Genomic DNA, 26,512 nt, shown 5'->3' with positions numbered 1-26,512 from the left:
ATGAACAATGATTATAGCTATGAGATAAAATTGATAAATGTAAGTAAGATCATAGCTACAGAATATCACTGTAATGAACATGCGTATAAGTTGTCTCAAATAATTAAAATAGAAAGTATCTGGACCGATCCTCTGATTATTGAAAAAAATAAATATTTTGTTATGGATGGACACCATCGTTTGGCGGCTGCACAGTTACTGGGTTTTTCTTATGTACCGTGCATTTTGCTTGAGTATAGTGACCCTCGCTTAACTGTTTCAAGTTGGCGGGCAGAGGTTGAGGTTACAGAGTCGCTTATTAATCAATATGTACGAAAAAAAGCACTTTTACCTTATAAAACAACGAGACATACGCTAAATCCAAAGCCAGAAAAAATAAAAATTACAATAAATGAGTTAACGCAAAATGAATCAACCTGTAGTTACGCTTTTTGATAATAAAATAACTGAAATATACCACTCTCCAATAGATTATCGACCGAATAATATTTTCTTTTGTTTAGATAATATTATTCGTAGTAATGTTTATATGAAGTATGAGGCAGGCAATTTTTCCGGATCGATAAAACTAAAGCCTGCACTCAGGATGATAGAAGCATTAGAAAAAGAAAATAAAATTAATAGAGATACTGTTATTGTTGAATCTTCATCAGGTAATTTAGGTATTGCGCTGAGTCTGATCGCAGCATCAAAAGGCTATAAGTTCTTGTGTGTAACAGATGCTATGGCCTCTAGGCAAAGTATCAACCTTATGAAAAGTTATGGCGCCGAAGTGGTAGTTATCACTGAGCGAGATGAAAATGGCGGTTTTTTAAAGAAGCGCATTGAGTACATTAATAGTTACTTACAAAATAATCATAATTGTGTTTGGCTCAATCAATACGCTAATCCCAACAATTATTTAGCACACTATTACTCAACAGCAAAAGAGTTGTTAGACAGCTTTTACCATATTGATTATCTATTTGTGGGTGCAGGAACAACGGGTACATTAATGGGCTGTGTTAAATATTTTGAAGAATTTTCTCCAAAAACAACAATTGTAGCGGTGGATAATAAAGGGTCCGTTACTTTTGGTTTGCCTCCAGGTAAGCGTAATATTCCTGGTCTGGGGACCAGTCGTGTTCCAGAGATCCTCCAGACGGATAAAGTGAGTAATTTGGAAATTGTCAGTGATCAGGAAACGATCGCTATGTGTAGGGAGATGGTTAAACGAGGTTATCTGGTTGGTGGATCTACAGGCACCATTTTAGCGGCAATTAAACGCTGGAAAGATGTTATAGAGCCTCATGAGACCGTAGTAATGATTGCTCCCGATAGCGGAGAAAAATATATAGATACTATCTACAACGATGAGTGGTGTGAAGGTATTAAAGATCAGCATTGAGATAGTCTCCATAAATTTTGTGGTTGTATAAAAAGAAAGTACTCACTAGCTAAACCCTCCACCAAGGGAATAGAAATACACTTTCCGCACTAAGTATAGTGATTTCAGTTTAAAGAGTTAAAAATGAATATAGTTCCAAAGTTTCGGGTAATATCAGGAAAAGTAGTTAATGGCTTGCTCTCTCAAAATTATGAGTCGTTAGCGAATATTATTGAAAAAACCTATTTAGACCACGGTCAAGGACTGACTATTAACCCAGATAGTTATTTCTTACGATTTAAGCATAAACCTAATGCAAGAATAATTGCATTGCCAAGTTATATTGATCCGATAAATGTGGGTGGCATAAAATGGATTTCCAGTTTTCCTGATAATATACAAGAGGGGATTCCTCGGGCATCAGCAGTTTTGATTCTCAATGATGGAAACACGGGTTATCCATTAGCGTGTATTGAAGCGAGTATAATTAGTGCGATGCGTACAGCCGTATCTGCTGTTATTGGTGCATACCATTTGAGAAATAAAAATAAAAAGGTCGGTACACTTGGAATTGTGGGTAATGGCCTTATTGCAAAATATGTTGTATCCGTTTTGCAAAGCTTGCAGTGGGATATTAATCAAATTAATGTTTATGATCAAAATACAGACTATAGCCGCAAGTTTTCAGAGTCTGTGGGCAATAAAACAGGTTACTCTTTTCATATCAGTCCTAGTTTAGATGATTGTTTACAAAACTCTGAGGTTATATTACTGACAACGACAGCAGCCCAACCTTATATTCATAATTTAAGTTTATTCCGACATAATCCACTTATTCTCAATATATCACTGAGAGACCTGGGAGAAGAGGTTATTCTTAGCTCATATAATGTGCTGGATGATGTAGATCATTGCTTGAAGGCAAATACATCACCACATCTTGCTGAAATGAAAGTAGGTAATAGGGAGTTTGTAGATGCTACCTTACCTGAAATATTAAATGGCACTAAAAAATTACCAGACAATAAAAAGCCTATCGTTTTTTCACCCTTTGGTCTAGGTGTCTTGGACTTGGCAATGGGCTATTACATATATCAACAGGCTATTGAACAAGATTCAAGTGTTGAAATAGATAACTTTTTTTATGACCTGAGCAGAAACTAACTATAGGGAGATGTTATGTTAAAACAAGAAAATATTGGACATAGTCGGTTTCCTCATGATCAGTATTGGCCACCTGTTAATGCTGTCAATGAATTTAGTTTTACACTAAATGAGTTGTTAGCTTGTAATATGGGAGAAATAACCAATCAGCTAAACGATATCATCGTGGCTAAAAATAATGAAGAACTTGTTAATAAATATTTGGCAGAGATTTACTCATTGTACTATGGCTATAAAGATGCTCCCAGGTTAGATTTTTGGGAAAAACCTGAGGTTTTTTCGCGTATAGAGTTTGTTAAGTTAACGCTAGAAGATTACTTGATTAATTCTTTCTTAAAATCTAGATATGAACTCCCTGAGATTAGTTGTGTAGCTCAAGTCGGTGATTACCTAAGGTTTTTTGTTGAACATAATTATGGCGTCAATCATGCCTTCTTTGACTTCGTTGCCGATGAAATGCCAGAGCAACAGATTAAGGAGTTTTTACTACTAGAAGTCATTCGAAATGAAGTAGTTGATGATGAAGTTGCGTTAATGGTACCAGGATTACAACATTCGATGAAGCAAGTGGTTGTGTCTAATTTGTGGGATGAATGTGGTAATGGGGCTATTGATAACTTTCATACTAACTGGCTAAGGCGTTTACTAACGGCTCATGATGACTGGTCCAATATATTGGAGTATAGGGCAGGACAAAAGCCTTGGATTGCATCAATATCATCAAACTCTTTTAATGCGGTGTTAACAACACGGTTTAAATGTTACCGGGCATATGGCCACTTTATGACAACAGAGGCCTGGGTTGCGCCTCATTTTAAAAAAATTCTACAAGGAATGGATCGTGTTGGTATTAATGATCAAAACGTACGCGTTTATTTTGACGCTCATATGAGAATTGATCCACATCATGCCGATGAAATGATTGAAGGGCTATTAAAAAATACGCCAGAATTAGCACAGGTAGTGTTGTATGATATTATCAAAGGAGCTCACCAAGCTGCGATGGCTGGTGAAGTAATGTATGACAAATTATTAGAATACTTTCGAGGGAATGAACATTGAATAGTATCTACTTCCTATTGGCGGCATTACCGGTACTGTCGTCAATCACTGTGATTCTTTGTGGAAAAGGAGCCCTAAATGGGGCTCTTGTTGGTTTAGTTACAGCAGTTTTAGTTTCCCTATTTATTCCTGAATTTGCTATTGACTCATCACAGTATAATGCAGGTATTGGGACTGTATTAATTTTAGGATTAAGTGTTGCATTGGTGATTATTCCAGGCCAAATCCTTAATCGTGTTCTGCAGCAGCAAAATATTATTAAAGCGTTGGCTCATTATATTGACTGTGTAAAATTACCTAAATTACATAAAGCTTTATTGTTATTACTAGGGGTAGCTCCAGCCGTTGAATCTCTTACTGGGTTTGGGGTTTCGCTTTTTTTATCAGTGCCTATCATTTTTCAGCTTTATCAAGGAAAGGCTGCGTATAGAACTGCAATGTTAACAATGAATATTATGCCATGGGGAACGCTGGGGCTTGCGACTGTGGTTGGCGCAGGAATTGCGGGTTTATCAATTCAGCAGCTAGGGATTTATTCTAGTATGACCAGTATGGCAGTATTTCCAACGTTAGGTATTGCTTGTTTATTTGCCTTGGGTGGCTGGCACGCATTTCGTCAATATAGCTGGTTGGCGATCTTGCTTGGCCTTGTATTCTCAAGCTTATTGTATATTAATAATCGTTGGTTATGGGTTGAAACCGCAGGAATTTTTTCTGGTTTAGGTACATTATTGGTCGGTGTTATTTTAACGCAAGCTCGATTTGAAAAAAGAGAGTTTGTCGGTGTGCCCCTTATGAGAGCACTAATACCTTATGGCCTTTTATTAATGCTCGTTGCTTTACCACGTTTAATCCCTGGTGCTTGGGACTGGCTAAGTCATCTACTGATATTAGAAACTGAACATATCAGGTTTACGCCTTTTACCAGCCCTGGTTTTGCTTTGTGTATTACTGCAGTGATAATCGCACTTTCTCAGCGTACTCGAGTATCTATTAAATCAATATTACCTACCGTTGCAAGACCAATAGTGTCCATTATAGCCTTTGTTGCCATGGCGCAAATTATGCGTGAAAGTAATATGTTGAGCTATGTAGGTAGTGCATTGGTAGGCGCAAATCAAACACTTAATGTTGTGCTTTCCTCTTTTCTTGGTGGTGTAAGTGGTTTTGTTACTGGTTCTAATGTTGGAGGGAACGCATTAATGATGCCATTACAGCAAACCTTGTCTTCTGGTGCTGATACACACCTGACAATACTGGCGGCTATTCAAAATAGTGCGGCTGGGCATTTAGTCTTTGCCTCAATTCCCATGATTTTATTAATGACTACAATAGCGAAAGATTTATCAGGTCCTCAGGAAGTGCCAGTTGCTTCGCTGCTTAAGTTTGGTCTCGGTATGTCAGTGTTAATTGTAAGTGTGATTGGAATAATGGGAATAATTTTATCGACTGTAGTATAAATTTTTTTTCACAAAAATGTTATTAAATCCCCCAAACAAGGGGGATTTTTGGTTATAGTTTATCTTTGGTGCTGAGCTAACCATTCAGTGGTAGTGTAGACATCACCATAAGCAAACTGTAAGGCATACATAATAAGTGCTTTATTGTCTTCTGCATTAATTTTAGTTTGCTTTAAGTCTAAAGAGGGAGCTGCACAGGCATCATTGATAATGGTGCATTGGTAGCCTTTGTCCGATAAACTCCTTGTGATTGCATCGATACACATATGAGCCATGGCTCCTACGATTATGAGCTGTGAAATACCTTTTTCAATCAAGTATTGTTCAAGCGTTGTTGCTAATGTGCTATTTGCTTTGTGTTTAGTAATAACGATTTCATTGGATTGGGGAGCCAAACTAGGGTGTATCTCTTTGCCTTCGCTATTGGGTTGAAAAAAAGGTGCGTCCATATGTTTAAAGATATGTTGAACATGTATGATAGGCTGTTGAGCGCTTCGAAAATGTGTAAGTAGTGTGCGTGTATTTTCTGCTGCGACCTCTATATCCGATAGCGGCATTTTTCCATTTGGAAAATAATCTTGCTGCATATCGATAATAAGTAGTGCTGTTCGTGAAGAGTGATTCGTAGGTATAGCATCATGTTGTGCTAATACACTAAAATCGTCTTCTGCTAATAACCACTTTCCAGAATGATCTTTAACCCAAAGTTCTTTAGTGATAAAACCGCTTGCAATATTCATTTGCCAATCAGCAGATAAAATAACGTGTGTAGGACTTAATATTCTTAACTGAATATTTCTGTACGTTAATTCTGCGGGATGTTTTAAGGAAAATGTCTGCCAGAATTCTGCAATTTTAGCTTTATTATTAAACTCACCAACAGGATTGACTCGCATTGTTGCTGTTTCAGTATAAGTGTTAATACACTGTTCAATATTGCCTTTATTAAATGCTTCAATCCATGCTTGGCTAGCGTCCATTACTTCGTTGTAGATTGTTTGAGACATAGATTGTGTTCCTTGTTGTTTACTTGATGATTGATTGAGCTGCTTCTGGCTTGAGTCATTAAGCATGGTTAGTATTATATTGTTTTACTTAAGAGTAATAATTGGTGTTATATTGAACTTAATGTTCTGAATAGTTGAACAATATGAAAGAGCGTATGAGTCATCAACGTAAGCATAAAAAACAGCTAGCCTACAGAATGCTGGTTTTTGCTGAGGTGATTAGGCAGGGGTCTTTCACTGCTGCAGCAGAAGTGTTAGGTCATTCCAAATCAGCGGTAAGCACCTATATTACAGAATTAGAACAACTAGTTGGGGTTAGGTTGTTAAACCGAAGTACACGGTCACTTAATCTCACAACAGTAGGGCAACAGTTTGCTACGCGTTGTCAGTCTATGGACACATTAATAGAGACTGCAATTAATGAGGTCAGTCAACAAGCAGATATACCCCAAGGAACTATTCGAATTACAGCACCAGAAGTATTTGCTGAGGAAGTGCTGGTCCCTGTAATAAACCTGTTATGTCAGCAATATCCTGAGTTACAGCCTGAACTGATTTTTTCAGATGAGCGCTTGGATTTAATGAAGCACAAACTTGATCTAGCTATATCTGTTGGGGAGTTAAAGGACAGTAATTATCGGGCGGTCAAAATAGGTTCGTTAACTTCAGTATTAGTAGCTTCCCCAAAGTTGGATTTGAGTAATGAAAAATGGGATGCTGATAATCTTGAAGGGTATAGGAAAATTATCACAAGCTGGCAGCGTAAGACGCAAATATTTGATGAAAACACAGGGTGCTATCATCGCTTTTTTACGTCAAATCATTCCGTACTCGTTAATAACTTACCTGGTGCATTAGCGTTAGCTATTCAGGGTACAGGCATAGCGTTGCTGCCAAAGCTGTTTGTAAAGCGTGCAATAGAAGATGGCTTGTTAGAGATTATTTCTCCAAACTTAACGGGAGAAAAAAGAGATATTTATGCCGTGCACGCTTATGAAAAACAATTACCTTACTTATTTAGAGTGATGATTCAACAGCTTAAAATGCACTTAGTAATTACTTAATGACCTTCCTGAAAATCGAGTTGCCGCCAGCTCTCGTACACCATAATGGCAACGGTATTTGAGAGGTTCAAACTACGGCTATTTGCTCGCATTGGAATACGAATTATTTGATCTTCAGGCAGTGACTCTAACACTGCTGTAGGTAAACCTCGGGTTTCTGGTCCAAAAACTAAAGCATCACCTGCTTGATAACAGGGTTCGGTATGATAACGCTTGCCTTTTGTGCTGATGGCATACACATTTTTAGGTTTAACCTGGGAGAGAAAGGCAGAAAAATCATCATGTAGTTGAACACGCGCAAACTCATGATAATCCAGTCCTGCACGTCGCATGCGTTTGTCATCAAAATCAAAGCCCAAGGGCTTGATTAAATGCAAGTGAAACCCTGTATTGGCACAAAGCCTAATGACATTTCCTGTATTAGGGGGAATTTCAGGTTCAAACAGTACAATGTGAAGCATACTTCGTTAAACTCACTTACAAGCTAAGCTGAATAGGCCCGAATAAGTATATAGAAGGCCTTTAAAAATGCACTATCTGTTGTTATCCCCTTTGATGTGGGTATAGTAGTGGCGGTTAGCAGGCCATACCTTCATCTTCCTCATCATTGCTGTACATGCCTAACTCTTTTATTTTTCGGGTTAGTGTATTTCGTCCCCAGCCAAGTAAATTTGCAGCATCACGCTTGCGTCCACCCGTGTGTTTTAACGCCACTTCAATCATGATGCGCTCAAAAGTCGGTACTGCTGTTTCCAAAATATTTTTGTGGCCTTTACGTAGTTCCTTATTGGCCCACTGTTGTAGGGCTTGTTCCCAATCCAGTGAGGGGGTGGTTTGCTCATTGTGTTGCAAAAGTTCTTGGGGAAGGTCAGAAATATGTACTTCTCGGCCTGAGGCCATGACTGTTAACCAACGACAAATATTTTCAAGCTGGCGAACATTACCTGGCCAATCAAACTGACTCAGGAAATTGGCTGTTTCTTGGAGAAGGATTTTAGGCTCAACATCAAGCTCATGCGCAGCACGAGTCAGAAAGTGGTTTGCTAACAAAGGGATGTCTTCTCGACGATCACTGAGCTTAGGGATGTGAATCCGAATGACATTTAAGCGATGAAATAAGTCTTCTCGAAATAATCCCGTAGTGACCAGTTTTTCCAAATTTTGGTGAGTTGCGGCGATAATGCGTACATCTACTTTAATGGGGGTGTGTCCACCAACTCGGTAAAATTCGCTATCCGCTAATACTCGCAATAAACGGGTTTGTGTTTCTGATGGCATATCACCAATTTCATCTAAAAACAGCGTACCACCATTGGCTTGTTCAAAGCGGCCTTGTCGCTGCTGCGTTGCACCTGTGAAGGCACCTTTTTCATGACCAAATAATTCTGAATCCATCAGGTCTTTAGGTATTGCTGCCATATTTAACGCGATAAAAGGTTGCTGTGTTCTAGGGCTATGACGATGGAGGGCCTGAGCAACCAGCTCTTTCCCTGTACCAGATTCACCATTGATTAATACGGTGATATTCGATTTTGATAAACGTCCAATAGCCCGAAATACCTCCTGCATTGCTGGTGCTTCACCAATAATCTCAGGAGTGACAGGTGCCTGCTCAGGCGTGAAATTAGGTTGTTGTTCGTGGGCATGAGCTACCGCGCGTTTCACCAGACTAACGGCTTCATCAACATCAAAGGGTTTGGGTAAATATTCAAATGCCCCCCCTTGATACGATGCAACAGCACTTTCCAGGTCGGAGTGCGCTGTCATGATGATAATAGGAATATGTGGGAATTGATGACTGACATTGTTTAGAAATTCAAGGCCATCAGTACCAGGCATGCGAATATCACTGATGATGACCTGAGGTTGATGGCGACGGAGTTGAGCCAGTGCGGCATCAGCTGATGAAAAACTGCTAACAATATAAGTTTCCCGTTGTAAGGCTTTTTCTAAAACCCAACGGATAGAGCGATCGTCATCAATTATCCAGACGTGATCATTTGTGTTCATGGGCAGATCCTTGATGATGCTCAAAGGGCAGGTAAATCGTAAACGTTGTGTTTCCTGGCTCGCTACTACAGCGTATTAGTCCTTTGTGTTGACTAATAATGGCTTGGGCAATACTTAGGCCTAGTCCTGTGCCTTCTGCCTTACCACTGACCATGGGATAAAAAATGGTATCTATTAGGTGAGTAGGTATACCTGGACCATTGTCATTGATGTCGATCTGACAAACCAAGCGATGACAGGTGCTGGCAATAGTGAACTGGCGAACAATACGACTGCGAACTGTAATAGTGCGAGGCAATGTTTGTTGAGAGGCTGCAAGCGCTTGTAACGCATTATGCATGATATTGAGAACAGCTTGGATAAGTTGTTGAGCATCGCCAGGAAGTTCAGGAATGCTGGGATCATAGTCACGGATAACATCAATACAACCTGAAGCTTCAGCAGTGATCAAGTTGCAAACATGTTCCAGTACGATGTGGATATTGATGGGGTTCATTTGTGGTGGACGCATGGGACCCAGCATGCGGTCTACAAGGTTTCGTAAGCGGTCAGCTTCTTCAATAATGACGTGAATATATTCTTGTAAATCTGAGCTAGGCAGCTCTCTTGAGAGTAACTGGGCAGCACCTCTAATACCTCCAAGCGGATTTTTTATCTCATGTGCCAAGCCTCGAATTAAAAGCTTTGAGCTTTCTTGTTTGGCAAGAATGGATTCCTCTTTGGATATGCGTAATAGACGGTCTTTAGGGAATAACTCAACGAGCAGTGTACAGCTATTAGCGAAAGCATCATGCTCATTTAATGGGGTAATGGTGTAGTCCAGGATAAGTTGTTGACCATTAAAGAGAGTCAGGCTTGCTTCTCGTTTGGTAAGAGGGTGTCCACTGTTGGCAGTATGTAGAAGATTTGCTTGGAATTCATCTGGATTGCGAAAAAGATCTTCCAGAGCTTTATGTTGAATGCGTTGTCCGCTCACAGCCAACAATATTTCTGCAGCATGATTGATATAACTGAGTTGCAACTGCTGGTCAATCACCACCACTGCGGTTGTTAAGTTATTGAGAATTGTCAGGTTATCCAAGGTGATTTGCTGCATTGCCGATAGGTTATTGGGCTGTTTACGTTAAAGGTTCAATATCAACCATAATTTGTTCTTTAGTAAGGCAAAATTAAGGCCAGAAAAGTTATTAAGGAGAAAATACTTATAACTTTTTCCTTTTTAGAAAACTTTAGCAAGTCAACGGCATGCTCTACCTCATCCAAGAGGGCTTAATAGGGTTTGGATGAAGTAATGATGATTGGCTGATAAGGAAGAGGCTGCTTGTCAGTGCTGAAGTTTTCCTTGCACTATTTTAGTGCAAGGAAGCTTTTTTGCGAACTTTCTTAATGAGTTTCCAAACTCGTTCTAGCTACCACTATTATTACTTGGTGCAGGGGTAGGTTTTGGCTTTGGCTTTGGCTTTGGCTTTGGCTTTGGCTTATTTTGGGGGTGGTTAGGGTTTTTTATGCTAGTACGTTTAACGTGAATGGTTGTACTGGTTGATTGAATCTCATTGTTTTTACTATCAAATAGCTTAATTTCAACAGTATGCGTTCCTCTTTCCACATTACTTAACTGGAAATTCAGCTTGGAATTTTTGTCACCTATTGGGGTTCCATCTAGAAAAACCTGAGCTTTATGACTTCTTTTGAGCCTAGGGGAGGTTTTTGCTGTTACTGTGAAGTTTCCTGGGTCACGGACAGTGGAGTTATTTGCGGGAGCAGTAATACTAAATGAGTCATACGTAAAGCGTTTATCGCTATCTGATGATGTGTCATTCGAGTTTGTGGCTGGCTTGGGCAGTGAGATAGTCGTTACGGGTTTTACTTCAATTTTTTCAGGGTTTTTAGTGGTAGGTTCATCCGTAAAATTAATATTACCGTGCTCATCAACTTCTTTATAAATCTTATCTGCACCTGTTAGCAGTACTAAACAGCAGCTTAGGAAAGCGAGTGTTATTAGCCCTTTGCTCATCATTTTATTTGCGATGTACATAAGCATTCTATCCTAGATGGGGTTGTACAGATAATTATAACGATGAACCATATCAAGGACGTGTCAAGAAAGAAGAGGCGACCTGAACAGGAGATAAGCCGTATCATACAAAAAGGGCTACTGATACCCTTCGCTATGGGTATATCAAGTAGCCCTTTATAGCACAATGCTGAGAAGTTGGGTTACACGCTGTAATACATATCGAACTCAAGCGGATGCGTGGTTTGCGCTAAACGCTCACATTCAGACTTCTTGAGATCAATGTAGCCATCAATCAAATCATCACTGAACACACCACCTTCTTTTAGGAACTCACGGTCTTTATCCAGGGCAATCAATGCTTCTTCAAGACTTGTGGCAACGGTTGGGTATTCTGCGGCTTCTTCTGGTGGCAAATCATACAAGTCTTTATCAGCCGCATCGCCAGGGTGAATCTTGTTGCGAATACCATCAAGACCTGCCATCAGCATTGCTGAAAAAGAAAGGTAGGGGTTAGCAGTTGGATCGGGGAAACGAACCTCAATACGGCGAGCTTTAGGGCTGTTAACGTAAGGAATACGGATGGAAGCTGAACGGTTACGTGCAGAGTATGCAAGCATAACAGGTGCTTCAAAGCCTGGTACCAAACGCTTGTAGGAGTTAGTAGCCGGGTTAGTAAACGCATTCAGTGCTTTAGCGTGTTTGATAATACCGCCAATGTAGTACAGCGCCGTTTCAGAAAGGCCGGCATACCCATCACCTGCGAAAATATTTTCACCTTGTTTGGAGATTGATTGGTGACAGTGCATGCCACTACCATTGTCGCCCACTAAAGGTTTAGGCATGAAGGTGGCTGTTTTGCCATAGGCATGCGCAACGTTGTGTACACAGTACTTAAGAATTTGTACTTCGTCTGCTTTGCGCACGAGTGTATTAAATTTAACACCAATTTCGTTTTGGCCCGCAGTGCCTACTTCGTGGTGATGAACTTCAACAGCTAGTCCCATTGCTTCCATGGCAGAGCACATTGCTGTACGAAGGTCATGACAAGAGTCTACAGGTGGCACTGGGAAATAACCGCCTTTTACTTTTGGGCGGTGGCCGATGTTGCCGCCTTCAAAGACTTCAGAGGATGACCAGTGTGCTTCCTCTGAGTTGATATGATAGTTACATCCAGAGATATCGACTTTCCATTTCACATCATCAAAAACAAAAAACTCAGGCTCTGGACCAAAGAATGCTGTATCGCCGATTCCTGTGGACTTCAAATACTCTTCAGCTCGCTTGGCTACAGAGCGAGGGTCACGATTGTAACCTTGCATGGTCGCTGGTTCGATAATGTCGCAGCGAACGATTAAAGTTGTTTCATCGGTGAAAGGGTCAAGCACCGAGCTGTTATCATCAGGCAACAAAATCATGTCTGACTCATTGATTCCCTTCCAACCAGAAATTGATGATCCATCAAACATTTTGCCTGATTCAAAGAACTCATCATCAATTTCGCTAACGGGCATAGATAAATGCTGCTCTTTACCATGAGTATCAGTAAATCGAAGATCGATCCATTTAACTTCATGTTCTTTGATAAGATTCAGCGTATGCTCTGACATTGCAATTCCTCCAGAGGGATATACCCAGCGGGACACTGCTATTGTTATTTTGCAGAGTTGCCCGTAATGATTTTGGCTACTCAGTTTAAGTAAAACGCGAATAGCCCCCATAAAAGATATTTACCTAGATAGCAATTAGTATGCCATATAGATAAACACCCTTATTTGGTGAGCAAATGCACCAGAATAGGGGGTGAGTTTATTCACTATACGCACAAATCTAGTGCAATATATTGGTTTATGCACTTAAAAAGTGCTTTTTAAAATCAATTGGCTATTTATTACTCATGGATGAACTGTTCCTTGGCGTAGAGTGGCGTTATCAGAGCACTCTATGCTCGATCGCATAATGGATAACAAGTATTTGGACGTTAATTAAAAAATCCAAGATAGATTAACGGTGCTGATAATAGCCAGATTTTGTATAATGTTTTGCTACATTTTTATTGACCATCCATGAAATTTGCCCATGAATTTTGTTGTAAAGATCTTTCCTGAGATAACTATTAAAAGTAAGCCGGTTCGGCAGCGCTTTGTTAAGCAGCTTCGACGTAATATCCGAACCTTATTACGGCCTATTGATCCAGGTATCGATGTGACAGGTACATGGGACAAAATCATTGTGTCTACTGAACAGCAAGATGAGCAGGTCTGTTGGCAAATTAGAGAGCAGCTCGAGCATACACCAGGCATCTGCCATATTTTGGAAGTTGTTGATTTTCCACTGCTCGACTTGGATGACATTACTGAAAAAGCCTACCAAGTCATGGGAGAGACCATTCGAGGCAAAACATTCTGTGTTCGTTGCCAGCGTAATGGGCATCATGATTTTTCATCAATTGAGGTTGAACGTTATGTGGGTGGGGGGCTATTACAGCGCGTTCAAGATTGCTCAGTTAAACTAAAAGGTCCTGATGTTACGGTGCGTATAGAGATTCACCATAAACAGCTGTATATCGTTCGTGAAAGACATCTTGGTATCGGAGGATATCCTTTAGGTACTCAGGATGCCGTTTTGTCTCTCATTTCTGGTGGATTTGATTCAACCGTTTCCAGCTTTTTAACCATGAAGCGTGGTGTGCTAACTCATTTCTGTTTCTTTAATTTAGGTGGTCATGCCCACGAAATAGGCGTTAAAGAGGTTGCTTACTACCTTTGGAGCAAATATGGTGCATCTCATCGTGTAAAGTTTATTACAGTGCCTTTTGAAGGTGTTGTGGAAGAAATACTCACCAAAGTAGATAACTCTTACATGGGCGTTGTGCTCAAGCGAATGATGCTTCGAGCCGCTGATAAAGTCGCTGAGAATTTGGATGTTCATGCACTGGTTACTGGTGAAGCAATTTCTCAAGTTTCCAGTCAAACCTTGCCAAACTTGGGTGTGATTAATGAGGCTACTAACAGATTAGTGATAAGGCCTTTGATTACGATGGATAAGCAGGACATCATCGATACGGCTGCCAGAATAGGCACTGCAGAGTTTGCTAAACATATGCCTGAATATTGTGGGGTAATTTCGGTTAACCCTACTACGCGTGCCAAACCAGAAAAGGTTTCCAGGGAAGAACAGGCATTTGATGTTGCTGTGCTTGAGCAAGCGCTTGATAACGCGAGTGTGGTCAGTATTCATGAAGTAATGCAGGATGACCGACAGATCCATGAAGTGGAAATCGATGAAGAGTTGCCTGAGCATGCCATTGTTATTGATATTCGCCATCCAGACGAAGAGGAACATAAACCGCTTGAGCTGGATAGTGAAGTGATGACGGTACCTTTCTATCAGCTGAGCCGTGTATTTGCTGAGTTGGATCGTAATCGGCGCTATTATCTCTATTGTGAAAAGGGTGTCATGAGCCAATTACATGCACTGCACTTGCTCGATGAGGGGTACAAAAATGTTAAAGTGTATCGTCCTGCTTGATAATTAACGCTGTTCGTCAAATATGCCCACTATGATGGGTATTACTATAAATTTTTAATGCTTTTTAGTTGAAGGTGCCATATCTGCGGTTAAGATATGGCACATTTTGTTTGCCGGTTGAAAAGTCACATATTCATTCATCAGAAGGATATGTGAAGGGTAAAAACGTATCGCTACTTAGTCGTTATGTTAGTAATGAGCTTATACTTTACGCAGAACTCTTGGGTAAAAGCTAAGTGTTTGTCCGTTGGTTTGTTCATTGCAGTCCAGTAAGACCGGGTAATCCTTATTGAGGCACTGTCTTGTGATTGAGAAGTTACGGAATATAGCCATTATTGCGCATGTTGACCATGGTAAAACTACGCTGGTGGATAGGTTGTTGCAACAGTCTGGAACGTTGCAACGGAAAGATATGGGTACAGAACGGATTATGGATTCCAACGATCAGGAAAAAGAGCGTGGAATCACTATCTTAGCCAAAAATACAGCGATAGAGTGGCAAGATCACCATATTAATATTGTGGATACACCAGGACATGCTGATTTTGGTGGTGAGGTAGAACGTGTATTGTCCATGGTTGACTCCGTGCTCTTACTGGTTGACGCAGTTGATGGTCCTATGCCTCAAACACGTTTTGTTACACAAAAAGCTTTTGAGCAAGGACTTCATCCCATCGTTGTCATAAACAAAGTCGATCGTCAAGGCGCTCGTCCTGACTGGGTTGTGGGCGAAGTGCTTGATCTGTTTGATCGTTTGGGGGCGACAGAAGAACAGTTAGATTTTCCAGTTATTTATACATCTGCCATTCAAGGAAAAGCAGGCTTGGAGCCTGATCAGTTAGCCGAGGATATGACCCCTCTTTTTGAGATGGTTGTAAAAAATGTGCCCGCACCTGATGTAAATGTGGATGGTCCCCTCCAAATGCAGATTTCTGCTTTAGACTATAACAGCTATGTGGGTGTTATCGGGATTGGTCGAATTACCCGTGGTAAATTAACGCCTAATATGCCTGTTAAGCTGGTTTCGAGTGAAGGTCAGCAGCGTAATGCTAAAGTCTTGAATGTAATGGGGTATCTTGGCCTGGAACGTGTTGATACGACTGAAGCATCAGCAGGTGATATTGTCTGCATTACAGGTATTGATGGCTTGAATATTTCCGATACACTCTGCCATCCTGATCACCCTGAAGCGCTACCGCCACTAACTGTAGATGAGCCCACTGTCAGCATGACCTTCCAAGTCAATGACTCACCATTTGCAGGTCGTGATGGTAAGTACGTCACCAGTCGGAATATTAAAGAGCGTTTGGAGCGAGAATTAATTCATAACGTAGCACTACGTGTTGAGCAAGGTGATAGTGCAGATAGATTTATCGTTTCTGGGCGGGGAGAATTACACCTCTCTGTGTTGATTGAAACGATGCGGCGTGAAGGTTATGAAATTGGTGTCTCTCGGCCAGAGGTTATTACCAGAGAGGTTGATGGTGAGCATCAGGAGCCTTATGAGCATGTCATGATTGACATTGAAGAAAATCATCAAGGCAGTGTCATGGAAGAGCTGGGTAATCGCAAAGCCGAGCTGAAAAATATGATACCTGACGGCCGTGGGCGTATTCGATTGGAATACGTTATGCCTGCCCGAGGTTTAATTGGTTTCCGCTCTCAATTTTTAACAATGACTTCAGGTAGTGGTATTTTGACTCACGTCTTTGACCACTATGGTCCAGTTAAAGTGGGAGAAGTAGCGAGTAGAACAAATGGTGCTTTAGTTTCAATGGTATCTGGAAAGGCGTTAGGTTATGCCCTTTATAATCTTCAGGATCGTGGTCGTTTATTTATCGGTCCCAATGTTGAAGTGTATGAGGGAATGGTTATAGGTATCCATAGTCGTGAAAATGATTTGGTGGTTAACCCAACAAAAGCAAAACAATTAACCAACGTTCGTGCATCAGGTACTGATGAGAATATTATTTTAACACCGCCTATTAAGCATTCTTTAGAGCAAGCGCTTGAGTTTATTGAAGATGATGAACTGGTTGAAGTAACACCCACTTCCATTCGGATTCGTAAAAAATACTTAAAAGAGAATGATCGGCGAAAAGCGGCACGTGCAAAAAAATAAATACTCACTAATATTTGAGTATTTTGTTAAACAAAAAAGCCTGTTGTTATACAGGCTTTTTTATGAAGGTTGAATAATGGTTAGCATTTTTAAACGGTATTGTTACGGATTCGATGAATAGCTATAAGTATTATTTAATTATTGATTTAGAAGCAACATGCTGTAATCAAAAAACGATTGCGCGGAATCAAATGGAGATTATTGAAATTGGTGCAGTCTTGGTTGATGCAAAGACACTTACGATAATAGATGAATTTCAAACTTTTATTTGTCCTGTTAGAAATCCAGTATTAACTGCATTCTGTACGGAGCTGACAAGTATTACACAAAAGGATGTGGATAATGCACCAGGTTTTTCTGAAGCAATAAAAAAATTTAGACAATGGCTGCAATCTTATCATAACTATGTTTTTTGTTCCTGGGGAGACTACGATAAAAAGCAGTTTGAACAAGATTGTCAGTTTCATCAAGTAGCTTATCCTTTAGCATCAGGACATATTAACATTAAAAAAGCTTTTTCAACGACGCAGGGATTTAAGCGTAAGTATGGAATGAGTAAAGCTTTAAAATTGATTGGTGCTCCGCTGGAAGGTACACACCACCGTGGCATTGATGATGCTCGGAATATGGTTAAACTTATGCCGTTTGTTTTAGAGGATAAAAATTAAGCTGTTATAAACTTGACGAGTTATGGTTAATCATAAAAGGTTATCGATAATGTTATTGGTTGTGCTGGTGAAGCTTGGGCAAGTGGTTAGCTTATGGAAATTTTTGCTATAGGTGTAATTGCAGTCGTTGTTATTTTTTTTGTTATTAATCATAAGTTGAAGAAAGTTCAACAGCTAAATTTTATTGAGCGCTACCGATTTCAACAGGTACTTAAAATAAAAATGAGTAAAAAGTATCCTCAACTTGATAGAGAGCAATTAAGGCTCGTTTTTGAAGGATTAAGGGATTACTTTTGGATGTGCCATAAAGCTAATAGTCAAATGGTTGCCATGCCTTCACAAGTGGTTGATGTAGAGGAGGAGATTAAATGTTTTAGCATGTTCAAAGTTGACCTACTATCTCTCTAGTAGGTCCGTTCGTAAATAGCACACCATAAGGTATGATCAATATTAAGGTCCAGGAAACATCGTAATTACTTGGTTGACTACAGAGTTGTATAAGATACTTCCTTTTTTAGTTGCTGCACAATTATTATTGGCAAGGCTTCCTAAGTCATTAGTGATTGTAGCTGAGCCGAGTATTCTTCCTCCACGTAAAGAAGTCTCAGAGCAGCTAGAGTCGGCGATAATTGCATTACAAAGATCTATCATGGTTTGTTTTGATGCACAGTGAGTGCTATCGAATGTGCTGTTAACATTGGCAACACATGGATTATTACAATAAGTGCTTTGTATAAATGTCCAGGTTGTATCACTGATATTGGCACAGTCAATATTTGTACACGCAGCTTGAATATTAAAAGCCAATAAAGATAACGGTAGTATAGTTGAAAAAAAATTGAGACATTTTACTAAGGGAAACCTTAACTTATTCATTGTAGTACCTTCCTTGATACAATAACCCTTCTTTGTATTTATAATAGTTGAGTTTTCCATCTTATTGAATATCACAATACTTGATGCGTTAGCGTTAAGCCACTCCGTGTAAATTCCAGTTTTATATAATTAAAAGAATGGCGGAGTTGAGGGTAATAATAAGGTAGATTAAAAAATAAAAGCCTACCATTAAGGTAGGCTTTCTGTGATATCACCCTTTATTTTTAGTATATATCTACTTAGTATTATGCGTAAAGTTTCCAGTAATATTCAATATAATAGTGACCACCGTGTCCATAGAAATGGCTACGACGAATACCTGATGTGGTCGAACCCCAAACACCACTGATTGTCCAGCGAGCACCAAAAGAAGGAACAGTACAGCTGACGGTTCTGGGTGGGAATATGTCATCATTCCAAGCCTCAATAAACCAGTCAACGATTTTAGCCACGGCATAACCAACGGCTGCACCAATGAGTGTTCCTAATGGACCAAAACTGGAACCAATCAAACCGCCAACATAAGCAGCAACAGCATCTTTCACTTGAGACTCAACTTTTTCCCACAGTTTTTGTAAGAAAGCAGCCAAACCACCATTATCTTTTTCAGCAAGAATCATAGTGATGTAATAGGATTTTGGCCAGCTGTCACCTTCACGCATACTGAACCAGTGGAAACGCCAGTTAGGGTTATACCAGCGGCTATCACCATCATCAAAGCCACCACCGACAAAGTGCTCATTTATTTTTTTGGTATCACCTGTTTCATCAACAGATGTTCCCGCAACAGAAACTTCATCTGAACCCCACCATTCGGGATTTGTTTCATCAACACACTTAACACGACGTACATAAAGTGCAAGTTTGTCTGTAACAGCCTGAGGCTCAAAATCATCATGATCAAACTCACCTTGTAAATCAGTGAATACACGACCACCACCTAACAAGGCATCTGAAGTTAAAATATTATGACTATTGAGAATTTGAGGTTGTGTTGAACGCATACGTTCTACTTCAGGTTGACTAATGTCAGAAGCAGGTGAAGGCGTCCAAATTCCAAGTAAGCGAGGATCGATTTTTAGCTTAGGTAGTTTTGTAACTTCATGCTCAACACTTTCCATCGCTTTTACATCAATTGCACCTAGATCACCATATAAACGTGTTCTAATAGCTTTATCTGCAGTGTAAATAGGTTTTAGACTGCGCCTAATTGTTTCCTGCTTGTCTTTTGAATACTCGCCAAAGCGCGATTTAAAAATATCTTCAAAGCTACGTTCCAGTGGATGAAAGTTTTCTTCTACCGCAACTTTTTCGGCGGCAATTTTTGCGCTATTTATTACACGCTCAACAATCTTCTTAATTTCGCTATTAGCAAGTGTAATATTGTCATTAATGATTGGCTCCAGCTTCATATTATCCTCACTGTCCTTATGTTAATTGATACCCTAGCAACATACTTAAAGGGTTTTTTGTTTAATAAACGAGTTAATTAAGAGTGTTTGTTTACTGTTAGTTGTAACTTCAGAACGGCAAAGTCACAAAATTTTTTAATTTTAAAAATATATGCAATAGCAGTGTTTGCATTATTTTTAGCACTAAAGATGAAAAGTGCAAAAAAATTATTTATTTTAAATAATTGTGAATTGTCAATCCTGCAGCAATAACACAAGCCTGGGAACTACCAGAATGAATATGCCAGTGAGATAAGCTTGTGGATTCAATATTATGTCCAGGAACTACGTAATGGTCACTTTCTGCTTGATAACATTCAGGTAGTACTTTTCCTTGATTATCACACGCTGATATTGCAAAAACATCTGGAAGTATTGCGGGAAACAAAAGCTTGTCACGACCATAATTGCCTGCCGCTGCAAAAATGGGAATACTGCGTAGACTTAATTGTTTCACAACATGAGCTATTTTGGAGTGATTAGCCATTGAGCCTAAAGGCATAATAATGAGACTGGCATGCTGAAGACACCATGTTAATGCTTGCAAAATAGCTTTAATTTTTTGTTGTTTGGATAAGTGCCTACCCATGACTTTTGCCATGATCAGTGGTTTATCAGGAATTAACCCATGAAAGCCAGCCTTATCATGACCTACTAAAATGCCCGCACTATGTGTACCGTGTCCTATATCATCTTGACAATGACCTTGTGGATAAGTGAAGTCTATTAAAGTCAGTTGGCTGCTTTTAAAGGCTGGGTGGGTTGCATGGATGCCTGTATCTAATAAAACAATGTGATCTTTGCTGTGTATTCTCTCTTGCTGTTCAGTGGATAATTTAGGTAATAAGCAGTATTTCTCATTTATTTGTTGGTTGATTGGCAGTGGAATGTGCATTAGACAGATATACTATTTGAGTTTTCTACACTAACTCTATAGCTCAAATACTTGCTAAATCAAGGTGCCTGCGAGTGGATACAAAGAATGTTTTGTCTAGTCCTTGATATCCAGATAGGTTAATAGCCATTGATCGTCATTTTTTTTCCAGCGACCTATCACATGGTAAATTTTTCCTGATTCAGGTATCCATCCTGCTTGACCAGTAAGTACTACGGTAGCTTCAGTGTTAGCTTCGTTTGGGTGCTGTTTATTAATTTGTGTATCTGATTGAGTGATTAGAATAGTGATACTTTTATGACGAAGAAAATAAAGCGCCATTATGCGTTTTACCCATGTTTTATCCTGGTTCTTATTTGTTATAAAGTCATCACTAAGCGTATTGAGGACTATTTTGCTATTCTTGGTTTCCAGTCCTTCTTGAATATCGCTAATAGCATCAGCAATAAGTTCTTCATCTGGGGAGGAGCTGCATGCACTTAAAAGAATACTGATACTTAATGCGAGTAATGCTTTTATTAGTTGTGAAAAAAGGGTACTTTTTCTATTCATAGCGGTTTCGTTATACTCAAAGCGAATTTTAGTAGAAGTGTCAGCAAGCAACCTGAGGTAAACGTTTAGTTAGCGTGTGAGAATAGGTTAAACGAGTTGGTGCATAAGTCTATATAAGTGAAAGCTTAGCCATCGACTGTATTGGTCACACCTTTTTCTAAAGACATTTCGTGAAGGGTATATCATATAGAGGTCAGGCCTGGGTAAAGGAAAAACTATGTATACACTCTATCCTGCAATTAAGCCTTATGCTCGTCATACATTGCAAGTAGATGAACCACACCAACTCTATCTTGAAGAAAGTGGTAATGCTGATGGTATCCCGGTTTTGTATTTACACGGAGGTCCTGGGGCCGCATGTGATAAACATAGCCGACGTTTTTTTGATCCTCAAACTTATCGTGTTGTCTTATTTGATCAACGGGGATGTGGACGGTCAATACCTCATGCAGAACTGACGGCTAATAATACTCAAGCTTTAATTGAAGATATTGAAGCGATACGTAAGTTTTTAAATATTGACCGGTGGGTGCTTTTTGGGGGGTCTTGGGGGTCAACACTTGCATTACTTTATGCACAACAGTATCCGTCTAATGTGATGGCGATGGTTCTGCGTGGAGTATTCTTGTGCCGAGAAATAGATATTCGCTGGCTTTATCAAGAAGGTGCAAATCGTATTTTTCCAGACTATTGGCAACATTTTATTGCGCCTATCCCCCTGGAAGAACGAAAAGACTTATTGAGTGCTTACTATCGCAAGTTGACAGGTAATGATGAATTAGCTCGTATGTTTGCAGCAAAAGCCTGGTCAGTATGGGAAGGCCATTGCGCAACGCTAAGACCAAATCAGGAAGTCCTCGATTCGTTTTCTGAGCCTCATCGTGCAACGTCGCTAGCAACAATTGAGTGCCACTATTTTACCAATAAAGGTTTTTTAGAACATGATCAAATCATGCGGGATATTGATAAAATTGCAAATATTCCCGGCATTATTGTACATGGTCGTTATGATATGATTTGTCCCTTGGATAATGCATTACTACTGCAGGAAGCTTGGCCTGCTGCCGAGTTACATATTGTACGTGATGCAGGACATTCTGCTGCAGAACCGAGTATTGCTGATGCGTTAATTCGTGCAACAGATGAAATTGGTAAACGGTTAAAGCATGAATGGGGGAATGAGTAATACTCAAGATGCACTAAATGTTGTATTTCTTCTAGTAGTGTGAGTTAGGGTAAAACAGTCAACGAAGTAAGATGAGTTATGAAAGCATTGTTACAGCGTGTTTCTCAAGCGCAGGTAGATGTTAATGCTCAAGTAGTTGGAGCCATTGATCATGGGCTTCTGGTGCTATTGGGCGTTGAACAACAGGACACGACTACCATAGCAGAAAAGCTAGCCGAAAAGGTATTACATTATCGCTTATTTAGTGATGATGTGGGAAAAATGAATTTAAATGTGCAGCAAGTTAATGGGGGAATATTAGTTGTTTCTCAATTTACGTTAGTAGCAGATACTAAAAAAGGTTTACGCCCTAGTTTTAGCTCTGGTGCTTCTCCTGAACATGGCGAAGCAATGTATGATTATTTTGTTAACTATTTGCGACAACGTTATCCCCAAATTGCAACAGGTATATATGCTGCGGATATGCAAGTATCATTAACAAATGATGGGCCTGTTACATTCATGTTGGAATTTTAAAAATACGGCAATACGTGTTTTTGAGGATACAGCTTTAATAAAAAGTAAATTATTAGAAAATAATTGCTAATAAGTGTTAAGTTAGATTAAACATGCGGCCAACAAGTGTAGGAATGGCCGTTTCTACTCTCAATATTCGTTCACCTAACCGAACAGGTTCAAATCCTCTTTCAGCTAGCATTTCCACTTCGTATTCAATAAATCCGCCTTCTGGACCTACAGCAACAATGCTTGGTGTTGTCAGGTTAGTTGGAGGAGTAGAAATAGCCATAGGGTGTGCTACATAGCACTGATTACCCGCACAAAGTGCAGGCAGCTCATCCTCAATAAAAGGTTTGAAACGTCGTGCAAGAATAACTTCGGGTTGATGGGTATCTCTCGCTTGCTCTAAGCCGGCATGTAAAAAGGGTGCCATTTTTTCAGGTTGAAGCCATGGGCTTTGCCAGTAGCTTTTTTCAACACGATAACTATTGATAAGTATTATCTTTTTTATTCCCAGCGTGGTGACTGAGTATAAAATACGCTTGAGCATTTTGGGGCGGGGTAAGCCCAATAATAAGGTTAAAGGTAGAGGTGCTGGAGGAGGGGATGTTAGTTCTACTTCTAATTCAATACCGTGTTCATTGATTTCTGTAATAATAGCTTGTCCGATATCACCGCCAAGCAGACCAACGGTAACTTTATCACCAATCTGTTTAGTCAGGATATGTTGGATATGCCAGTGTCTTTGGTCAGAAATCCTCACATGACTTACACTGATAAAGTCTTCTTTAAACAGTAGTATTAAATTCATATTTTTATAATTATCACTTAGTGATTGGTTGTTTCAGATGATCGTTGTGTAATCATTTTTCCAAAAAAAAGACCGCTTTCAAATAACAGCCACATTGGAATTGCCAGTAAACTTTGTGAAATTATATCTGGCGGTGTTAGTAACATGCCGACAACAAAGCAGATAACAATAATATAAGGACGCTTAGCTTTTAAACTTTCAACAGATGCAACCCCTGACCAAATAAGTAATACCGTGGCTATAGGTATTTCAAAAGCTGAGCCAAATGCCAAGAATAGTTTTAGCACAAAATCCAGATATTTGTTTATATCTGTCATTATTGCCACATCAGTGGGGCCTATTTTAGTGAAAAAGTCGAATAGTAAGGGAAATACGACAAAATAGGCAAAAGCTACACCCAAGTAAAATAAAAGTACACTAGAAGCAAGTAATGGAATTGCTAGCCGGCGTTCATGATGATATAAGCCCGGTGCGATAAAACTCCACGCCTGATGAAGTATATAAGGGATGGTTAAAAAAATTGAGGCAATGATAGTGAGTTTAAAAGGCGCTAATAAAGGAGAGGCTACTTCGGTCGCAATCATGGTGCTACCTTCAGGAAGTAGCTCCCTTAAAGGCAATGAAATAAATTCATAAATAATGTTGGCAAAGGGAATTAAGAGTACAAATGCTACCCCAATAGTAATAAAAACTCTTAGTAAGCGACTTCGAAGTTCTGTTAAATGCTCAATAAAGGGTTGTTCTTTATCGTTGTTATGGGTCTCTTCAGTACTTGAGTTTTGCGAGCTCATGGATAGTCACAACTTATATCGAACGGTTAGGAATCAGACTGATGAACTGACTTTTCTGCTGGCACTTCACTTTTATTACCTGTGTCAGATGCAGGTTGTGAAACAGAGTAAGGTTTGATTGTTGGTGGTGCCTTTGAGTCAGCTACAGGTTGCTGTGAAGATGAAGACTGGGAGAGAGCCGGGTGAATTGAGTTATCCAAGTCGTGTTTTACATCCTCAACATTTTCTTGCAAGCTTTTTTGAGCCTGCTTTAACTCATCCATGATTCGCTCATTATGAAGTTGGCGCTTAATTTCATCCGCGCCAACTTCTCGCTCAATTTCAGATTTCATTGCTGTAAAACCACGACGAATCCTGCCAACCCATAGAGTGACAGTACGAATAGCATGGGGGAGTCGCTCAGGACCTAATACGATCAGGCCAATAATGGCAATAAGCAGAAGCTCTGCAAAGCCTATGTCAAACACGTTATTTCCTCAATGTGGAACTTCAAAACTACTGTTTGTTTACAGTATCGTGTTCTTTTGTTGTATCTTGTTTTGTTTCAGAGGATTTGTCCTGCTGCTGGTTTTGTTGCTCTAGCTTGTTAGGAGGAGCATCTTTATTAGCATCTGAGTCAGAGTCCATTGCCTTTTTAAAGCCCTTGATCGCAGATCCTAGGTCACCACCTAAGTTGCGTAAGCGTTTACCGCCAAATAATAGCAAGACAATAACAAGAACAATTAACAGCTGAACCCAACCAATATTACCCATGTGTTACTCCTTTTAACGAAATTCCACAGCCAAAATGACGCTGCATTATAAGGGATTTAGTGGCCCACCACCTAGTATATGAAAGTGAAGATGGAAAACTTCCTGGCCACTGCCTTCACCTGTATTGGTTACCGTTCTAAAGCCGTTATCCAGGTTTTGCGCTTTGGCAATAAGTGGAATGGTTTTTATAAGGTGGGTTAGCAGGTGATCATGTTCAGGTTTTATATCATAAAGGTTACAAATATGTTGACGAGGGATCACTAATAAGTGAGTGGTAGCCTTGGGGTTTATGTCTTTAAAGGCAATACAGTGTTCATCTTCATGGACAATGTCTGCTTTGATATCGCCCGCAACAATTTTACAGAATAAACAGTCAGTCATGATTTATTACCAGTACGTGAAGCTTTTTCTTCTAAGCCAGATATTGAAAAACGTCTGGCTAACTCTTGTAGTATTTCTTCTGGTTTAATATTCAAGTGAGCCAACATGACAAGGGTGTGAAACCATAAGTCAGCCGTTTCATAGACAACATCCGCCTTTAGTTGTGCTTGCTCTGCGTCTTTGGCGGCAATGATAACTTCTGTGGCCTCTTCGCCCACTTTTTCCAGAATTTTATTAAGCCCTTTGTCATAAAGGCTTGCAACGTAAGAGCTATCGGCACTAGCGTTTTTTCTTTCTTCTAATACTTTGCCTAGTGCTATTAATACATCACTCATAGGTTTGACTCTAGTAAACAGGTTTTAGTCAAAAAATATTTCATCGTAAGCGCAGCAAGCTTTTTTAGTAGTAATTAAATACTCAAGAACAGCATCTATTTATTTGAGTATATGGTCTCTGGGTCTTGTAGAACAGGAGCAACGGTTTGCCATTGAGGTGCTTCCTGGCTCGTATCCAACTGGCGATAGAAGCAGCTTAGTCGGCCTGTATGGCAGGCAATGCCCCCTTGCTGGGTCACTTTCAGAATGAGGACGTCACTATCACAGTCCAAAAAGATGCTATGAATTTGTTGGGTGTGACCAGATTGTTCGCCTTTATGCCATAACTTCTGGCGTGACCGGGACCAATAGACTGCTTCACCCGTTTCAACAGTTTGTTGCAGAGAGGTTTTATTCATCCAGGCCATCATGAGGATTTGATCCGTCGTAGCATCCTGTGCAATCGCGGGTATTAGCCCATTTGCATCCCATTTAATATCATTTAGCCAGCTATCGTGTTCTCTATTTGCCATACT

General features: G+C 39.8%; 29 protein-coding genes. 12 read left to right on the top strand and 17 right to left on the bottom strand.

The window, feature by feature from the left end; translation table 11 throughout:
• The 5 genes from KCG35_RS00955 to KCG35_RS00935 all read left to right on the top strand — a co-directional run.
• On the top strand, positions 1-435 hold a 435-nt coding region (locus tag KCG35_RS00955; protein WP_215817784.1), incomplete at its 5' end, for a ParB N-terminal domain-containing protein.
• A complete protein-coding gene (gene sbnA / locus KCG35_RS00950; RefSeq protein WP_215817783.1) occupies positions 407-1,387 on the top strand; it encodes a 2,3-diaminopropionate biosynthesis protein SbnA in 981 nt (326 codons plus the stop codon). The genes KCG35_RS00955 and sbnA, both read left to right, overlap by 29 nt.
• A gap of 123 nt (positions 1,388-1,510) precedes the next feature.
• Positions 1,511-2,530, top strand: coding sequence for a 2,3-diaminopropionate biosynthesis protein SbnB (gene sbnB, locus KCG35_RS00945; protein WP_215817782.1), 1,020 nt, complete (start codon positions 1,511-1,513; stop codon positions 2,528-2,530).
• A gap of 15 nt (positions 2,531-2,545) precedes the next feature.
• Positions 2,546-3,592 (top strand): iron-containing redox enzyme family protein, encoded by a 1,047-nt coding sequence (locus KCG35_RS00940; RefSeq protein ID WP_215817781.1) that lies wholly within the window; start codon positions 2,546-2,548, stop codon positions 3,590-3,592.
• Positions 3,589-5,052: an L-lactate permease gene (locus KCG35_RS00935; protein WP_215817780.1), complete on the top strand. Its 1,464-nt coding sequence runs from the start codon at positions 3,589-3,591 to the stop codon at positions 5,050-5,052. The genes KCG35_RS00940 and KCG35_RS00935 overlap by 4 nt, the downstream gene beginning before the upstream one ends.
• Positions 5,053-5,111: 59 nt before the next feature.
• Here KCG35_RS00935 and KCG35_RS00930 read toward each other — a convergent pair whose 3' ends face one another.
• On the bottom strand, positions 5,112-6,059 hold the full coding sequence (locus KCG35_RS00930) for an isochorismatase family protein (RefSeq protein ID WP_215817779.1): 948 nt from the start codon (positions 6,057-6,059) through the stop codon (positions 5,112-5,114).
• Between the two features lie 143 nt (positions 6,060-6,202).
• Between KCG35_RS00930 and KCG35_RS00925 the strand changes: the two genes are divergently transcribed.
• Complete coding sequence (locus KCG35_RS00925) at positions 6,203-7,123, top strand: LysR family transcriptional regulator (RefSeq protein WP_215817778.1); 921 nt, start codon at positions 6,203-6,205, stop codon at positions 7,121-7,123.
• Here KCG35_RS00925 and trmL read toward each other — a convergent pair.
• From trmL to glnA, 5 genes are all read right to left on the bottom strand, one after another.
• Positions 7,120-7,584: a tRNA (uridine(34)/cytosine(34)/5-carboxymethylaminomethyluridine(34)-2'-O)-methyltransferase TrmL gene (trmL, locus tag KCG35_RS00920; RefSeq protein ID WP_215817777.1), complete on the bottom strand. Its 465-nt coding sequence runs from the start codon at positions 7,582-7,584 to the stop codon at positions 7,120-7,122. The two genes, KCG35_RS00925 and trmL, sit on opposite strands and share 4 nt — an antisense overlap.
• Positions 7,585-7,699: 115 nt before the next feature.
• Positions 7,700-9,133 carry a nitrogen regulation protein NR(I) gene (gene ntrC, locus KCG35_RS00915; protein ID WP_215817776.1) on the bottom strand — a complete coding sequence of 478 codons (1,434 nt, stop codon included), beginning with the start codon at positions 9,131-9,133 and terminating at the stop codon, positions 7,700-7,702.
• Positions 9,120-10,229 (bottom strand): nitrogen regulation protein NR(II), encoded by a 1,110-nt coding sequence (gene glnL / locus KCG35_RS00910; protein ID WP_215817775.1) that lies wholly within the window; start codon positions 10,227-10,229, stop codon positions 9,120-9,122. Before glnL ends, ntrC begins: the two co-directional genes overlap by 14 nt.
• A gap of 309 nt (positions 10,230-10,538) precedes the next feature.
• Positions 10,539-11,168: a DUF4124 domain-containing protein gene (locus tag KCG35_RS00905; RefSeq protein WP_215817774.1), complete on the bottom strand. Its 630-nt coding sequence runs from the start codon at positions 11,166-11,168 to the stop codon at positions 10,539-10,541.
• Positions 11,169-11,350: 182 nt separating this feature from the next.
• On the bottom strand, positions 11,351-12,757 hold the full coding sequence (gene glnA, locus KCG35_RS00900) for a glutamate--ammonia ligase (protein ID WP_215817790.1): 1,407 nt from the start codon (positions 12,755-12,757) through the stop codon (positions 11,351-11,353).
• Positions 12,758-13,226: 469 nt separating this feature from the next.
• On the opposite strand from glnA, the gene thiI reads away from it, so the two are divergent.
• From thiI to KCG35_RS00880, 4 genes are all read left to right on the top strand, one after another.
• Positions 13,227-14,678, top strand: coding sequence for a tRNA uracil 4-sulfurtransferase ThiI (thiI, locus tag KCG35_RS00895; RefSeq protein ID WP_215817773.1), 1,452 nt, complete (start codon positions 13,227-13,229; stop codon positions 14,676-14,678).
• Positions 14,679-14,982: 304 nt separating this feature from the next.
• Positions 14,983-16,800, top strand: coding sequence for a translational GTPase TypA (gene typA, locus KCG35_RS00890; protein WP_215817772.1), 1,818 nt, complete (start codon positions 14,983-14,985; stop codon positions 16,798-16,800).
• Positions 16,801-16,913: 113 nt separating this feature from the next.
• Positions 16,914-17,468 (top strand): 3'-5' exonuclease, encoded by a 555-nt coding sequence (locus KCG35_RS00885; RefSeq protein ID WP_215817771.1) that lies wholly within the window; start codon positions 16,914-16,916, stop codon positions 17,466-17,468.
• 93 nt (positions 17,469-17,561) lie between these two features.
• Positions 17,562-17,876, top strand: coding sequence for a UCP032817 domain-containing protein (locus tag KCG35_RS00880; protein ID WP_215817770.1), 315 nt, complete (start codon positions 17,562-17,564; stop codon positions 17,874-17,876).
• A 42-nt stretch (positions 17,877-17,918) separates the two neighbouring features.
• Here the strand turns inward: KCG35_RS00880 and KCG35_RS00875 are convergent, their stop codons facing one another.
• The 4 genes from KCG35_RS00875 to KCG35_RS00860 all read right to left on the bottom strand — a co-directional run bounded on the left by KCG35_RS00875 (position 17,919) and on the right by KCG35_RS00860 (position 21,242).
• Complete coding sequence (locus KCG35_RS00875) at positions 17,919-18,344, bottom strand: hypothetical protein (protein WP_215817769.1); 426 nt, start codon at positions 18,342-18,344, stop codon at positions 17,919-17,921.
• 245 nt (positions 18,345-18,589) lie between these two features.
• Positions 18,590-19,756, bottom strand: a complete 1,167-nt coding sequence (locus KCG35_RS00870) for a hypothetical protein (protein ID WP_215817768.1) — start codon at positions 19,754-19,756, stop codon at positions 18,590-18,592.
• A 211-nt stretch (positions 19,757-19,967) separates the two neighbouring features.
• A complete protein-coding gene (locus KCG35_RS00865) occupies positions 19,968-20,690 on the bottom strand; it encodes a S8 family peptidase (protein WP_215817767.1) in 723 nt (240 codons plus the stop codon).
• Between the two features lie 96 nt (positions 20,691-20,786).
• On the bottom strand, positions 20,787-21,242 hold the full coding sequence (locus KCG35_RS00860; RefSeq protein WP_215817766.1) for a hypothetical protein: 456 nt from the start codon (positions 21,240-21,242) through the stop codon (positions 20,787-20,789).
• 217 nt (positions 21,243-21,459) lie between these two features.
• Between KCG35_RS00860 and pip the strand changes: the two genes are divergently transcribed.
• Positions 21,460-22,428, top strand: a complete 969-nt coding sequence (gene pip, locus KCG35_RS00855) for a prolyl aminopeptidase (RefSeq protein ID WP_215817765.1) — start codon at positions 21,460-21,462, stop codon at positions 22,426-22,428.
• Positions 22,429-22,506: 78 nt separating this feature from the next.
• A complete protein-coding gene (gene dtd, locus KCG35_RS00850; RefSeq protein WP_215817764.1) occupies positions 22,507-22,944 on the top strand; it encodes a D-aminoacyl-tRNA deacylase in 438 nt (145 codons plus the stop codon).
• A 76-nt stretch (positions 22,945-23,020) separates the two neighbouring features.
• On the opposite strand, the gene KCG35_RS00845 is transcribed toward dtd, so the two are convergent.
• The 7 genes from KCG35_RS00845 to hisI form a co-directional block, all read right to left on the bottom strand.
• On the bottom strand, positions 23,021-23,737 hold the full coding sequence (locus tag KCG35_RS00845) for a 16S rRNA (uracil(1498)-N(3))-methyltransferase (protein ID WP_215817763.1): 717 nt from the start codon (positions 23,735-23,737) through the stop codon (positions 23,021-23,023).
• Positions 23,738-23,754: 17 nt separating this feature from the next.
• The gene (tatC, locus tag KCG35_RS00840) at positions 23,755-24,528 is read right to left on the bottom strand and encodes a twin-arginine translocase subunit TatC (protein ID WP_215817762.1); all 774 of its coding nucleotides are present in this window, start codon (positions 24,526-24,528) and stop codon (positions 23,755-23,757) included.
• Positions 24,529-24,554: 26 nt separating this feature from the next.
• Positions 24,555-24,995 carry a Sec-independent protein translocase protein TatB gene (tatB, locus tag KCG35_RS00835; protein ID WP_215817761.1) on the bottom strand — a complete coding sequence of 147 codons (441 nt, stop codon included), beginning with the start codon at positions 24,993-24,995 and terminating at the stop codon, positions 24,555-24,557.
• A 28-nt stretch (positions 24,996-25,023) separates the two neighbouring features.
• Positions 25,024-25,281 carry a twin-arginine translocase TatA/TatE family subunit gene (tatA, locus tag KCG35_RS00830; protein WP_215817760.1) on the bottom strand — a complete coding sequence of 86 codons (258 nt, stop codon included), beginning with the start codon at positions 25,279-25,281 and terminating at the stop codon, positions 25,024-25,026.
• 45 nt (positions 25,282-25,326) lie between these two features.
• Entirely contained in the window at positions 25,327-25,662 is a 336-nt protein-coding gene (locus KCG35_RS00825) for a histidine triad nucleotide-binding protein (RefSeq protein WP_215817759.1), read from the bottom strand.
• Positions 25,659-25,997, bottom strand: a complete 339-nt coding sequence (locus KCG35_RS00820; protein ID WP_215817758.1) for a phosphoribosyl-ATP diphosphatase — start codon at positions 25,995-25,997, stop codon at positions 25,659-25,661. Before KCG35_RS00820 ends, KCG35_RS00825 begins: the two co-directional genes overlap by 4 nt.
• A 95-nt stretch (positions 25,998-26,092) precedes the next feature.
• Complete coding sequence (gene hisI / locus KCG35_RS00815) at positions 26,093-26,509, bottom strand: phosphoribosyl-AMP cyclohydrolase (RefSeq protein WP_215817757.1); 417 nt, start codon at positions 26,507-26,509, stop codon at positions 26,093-26,095.
• Positions 26,510-26,512: the final 3 nt, after the last annotated feature.

It is taken from the genome of Zooshikella harenae (assembly GCF_018837975.1).
GTDB classification, from domain to species: domain Bacteria; phylum Pseudomonadota; class Gammaproteobacteria; order Pseudomonadales; family Zooshikellaceae; genus Zooshikella; species Zooshikella harenae.
Note: the sequence above shows the minus strand (reverse complement) of the source record. Positions and strands in the feature narration are given on the sequence as shown.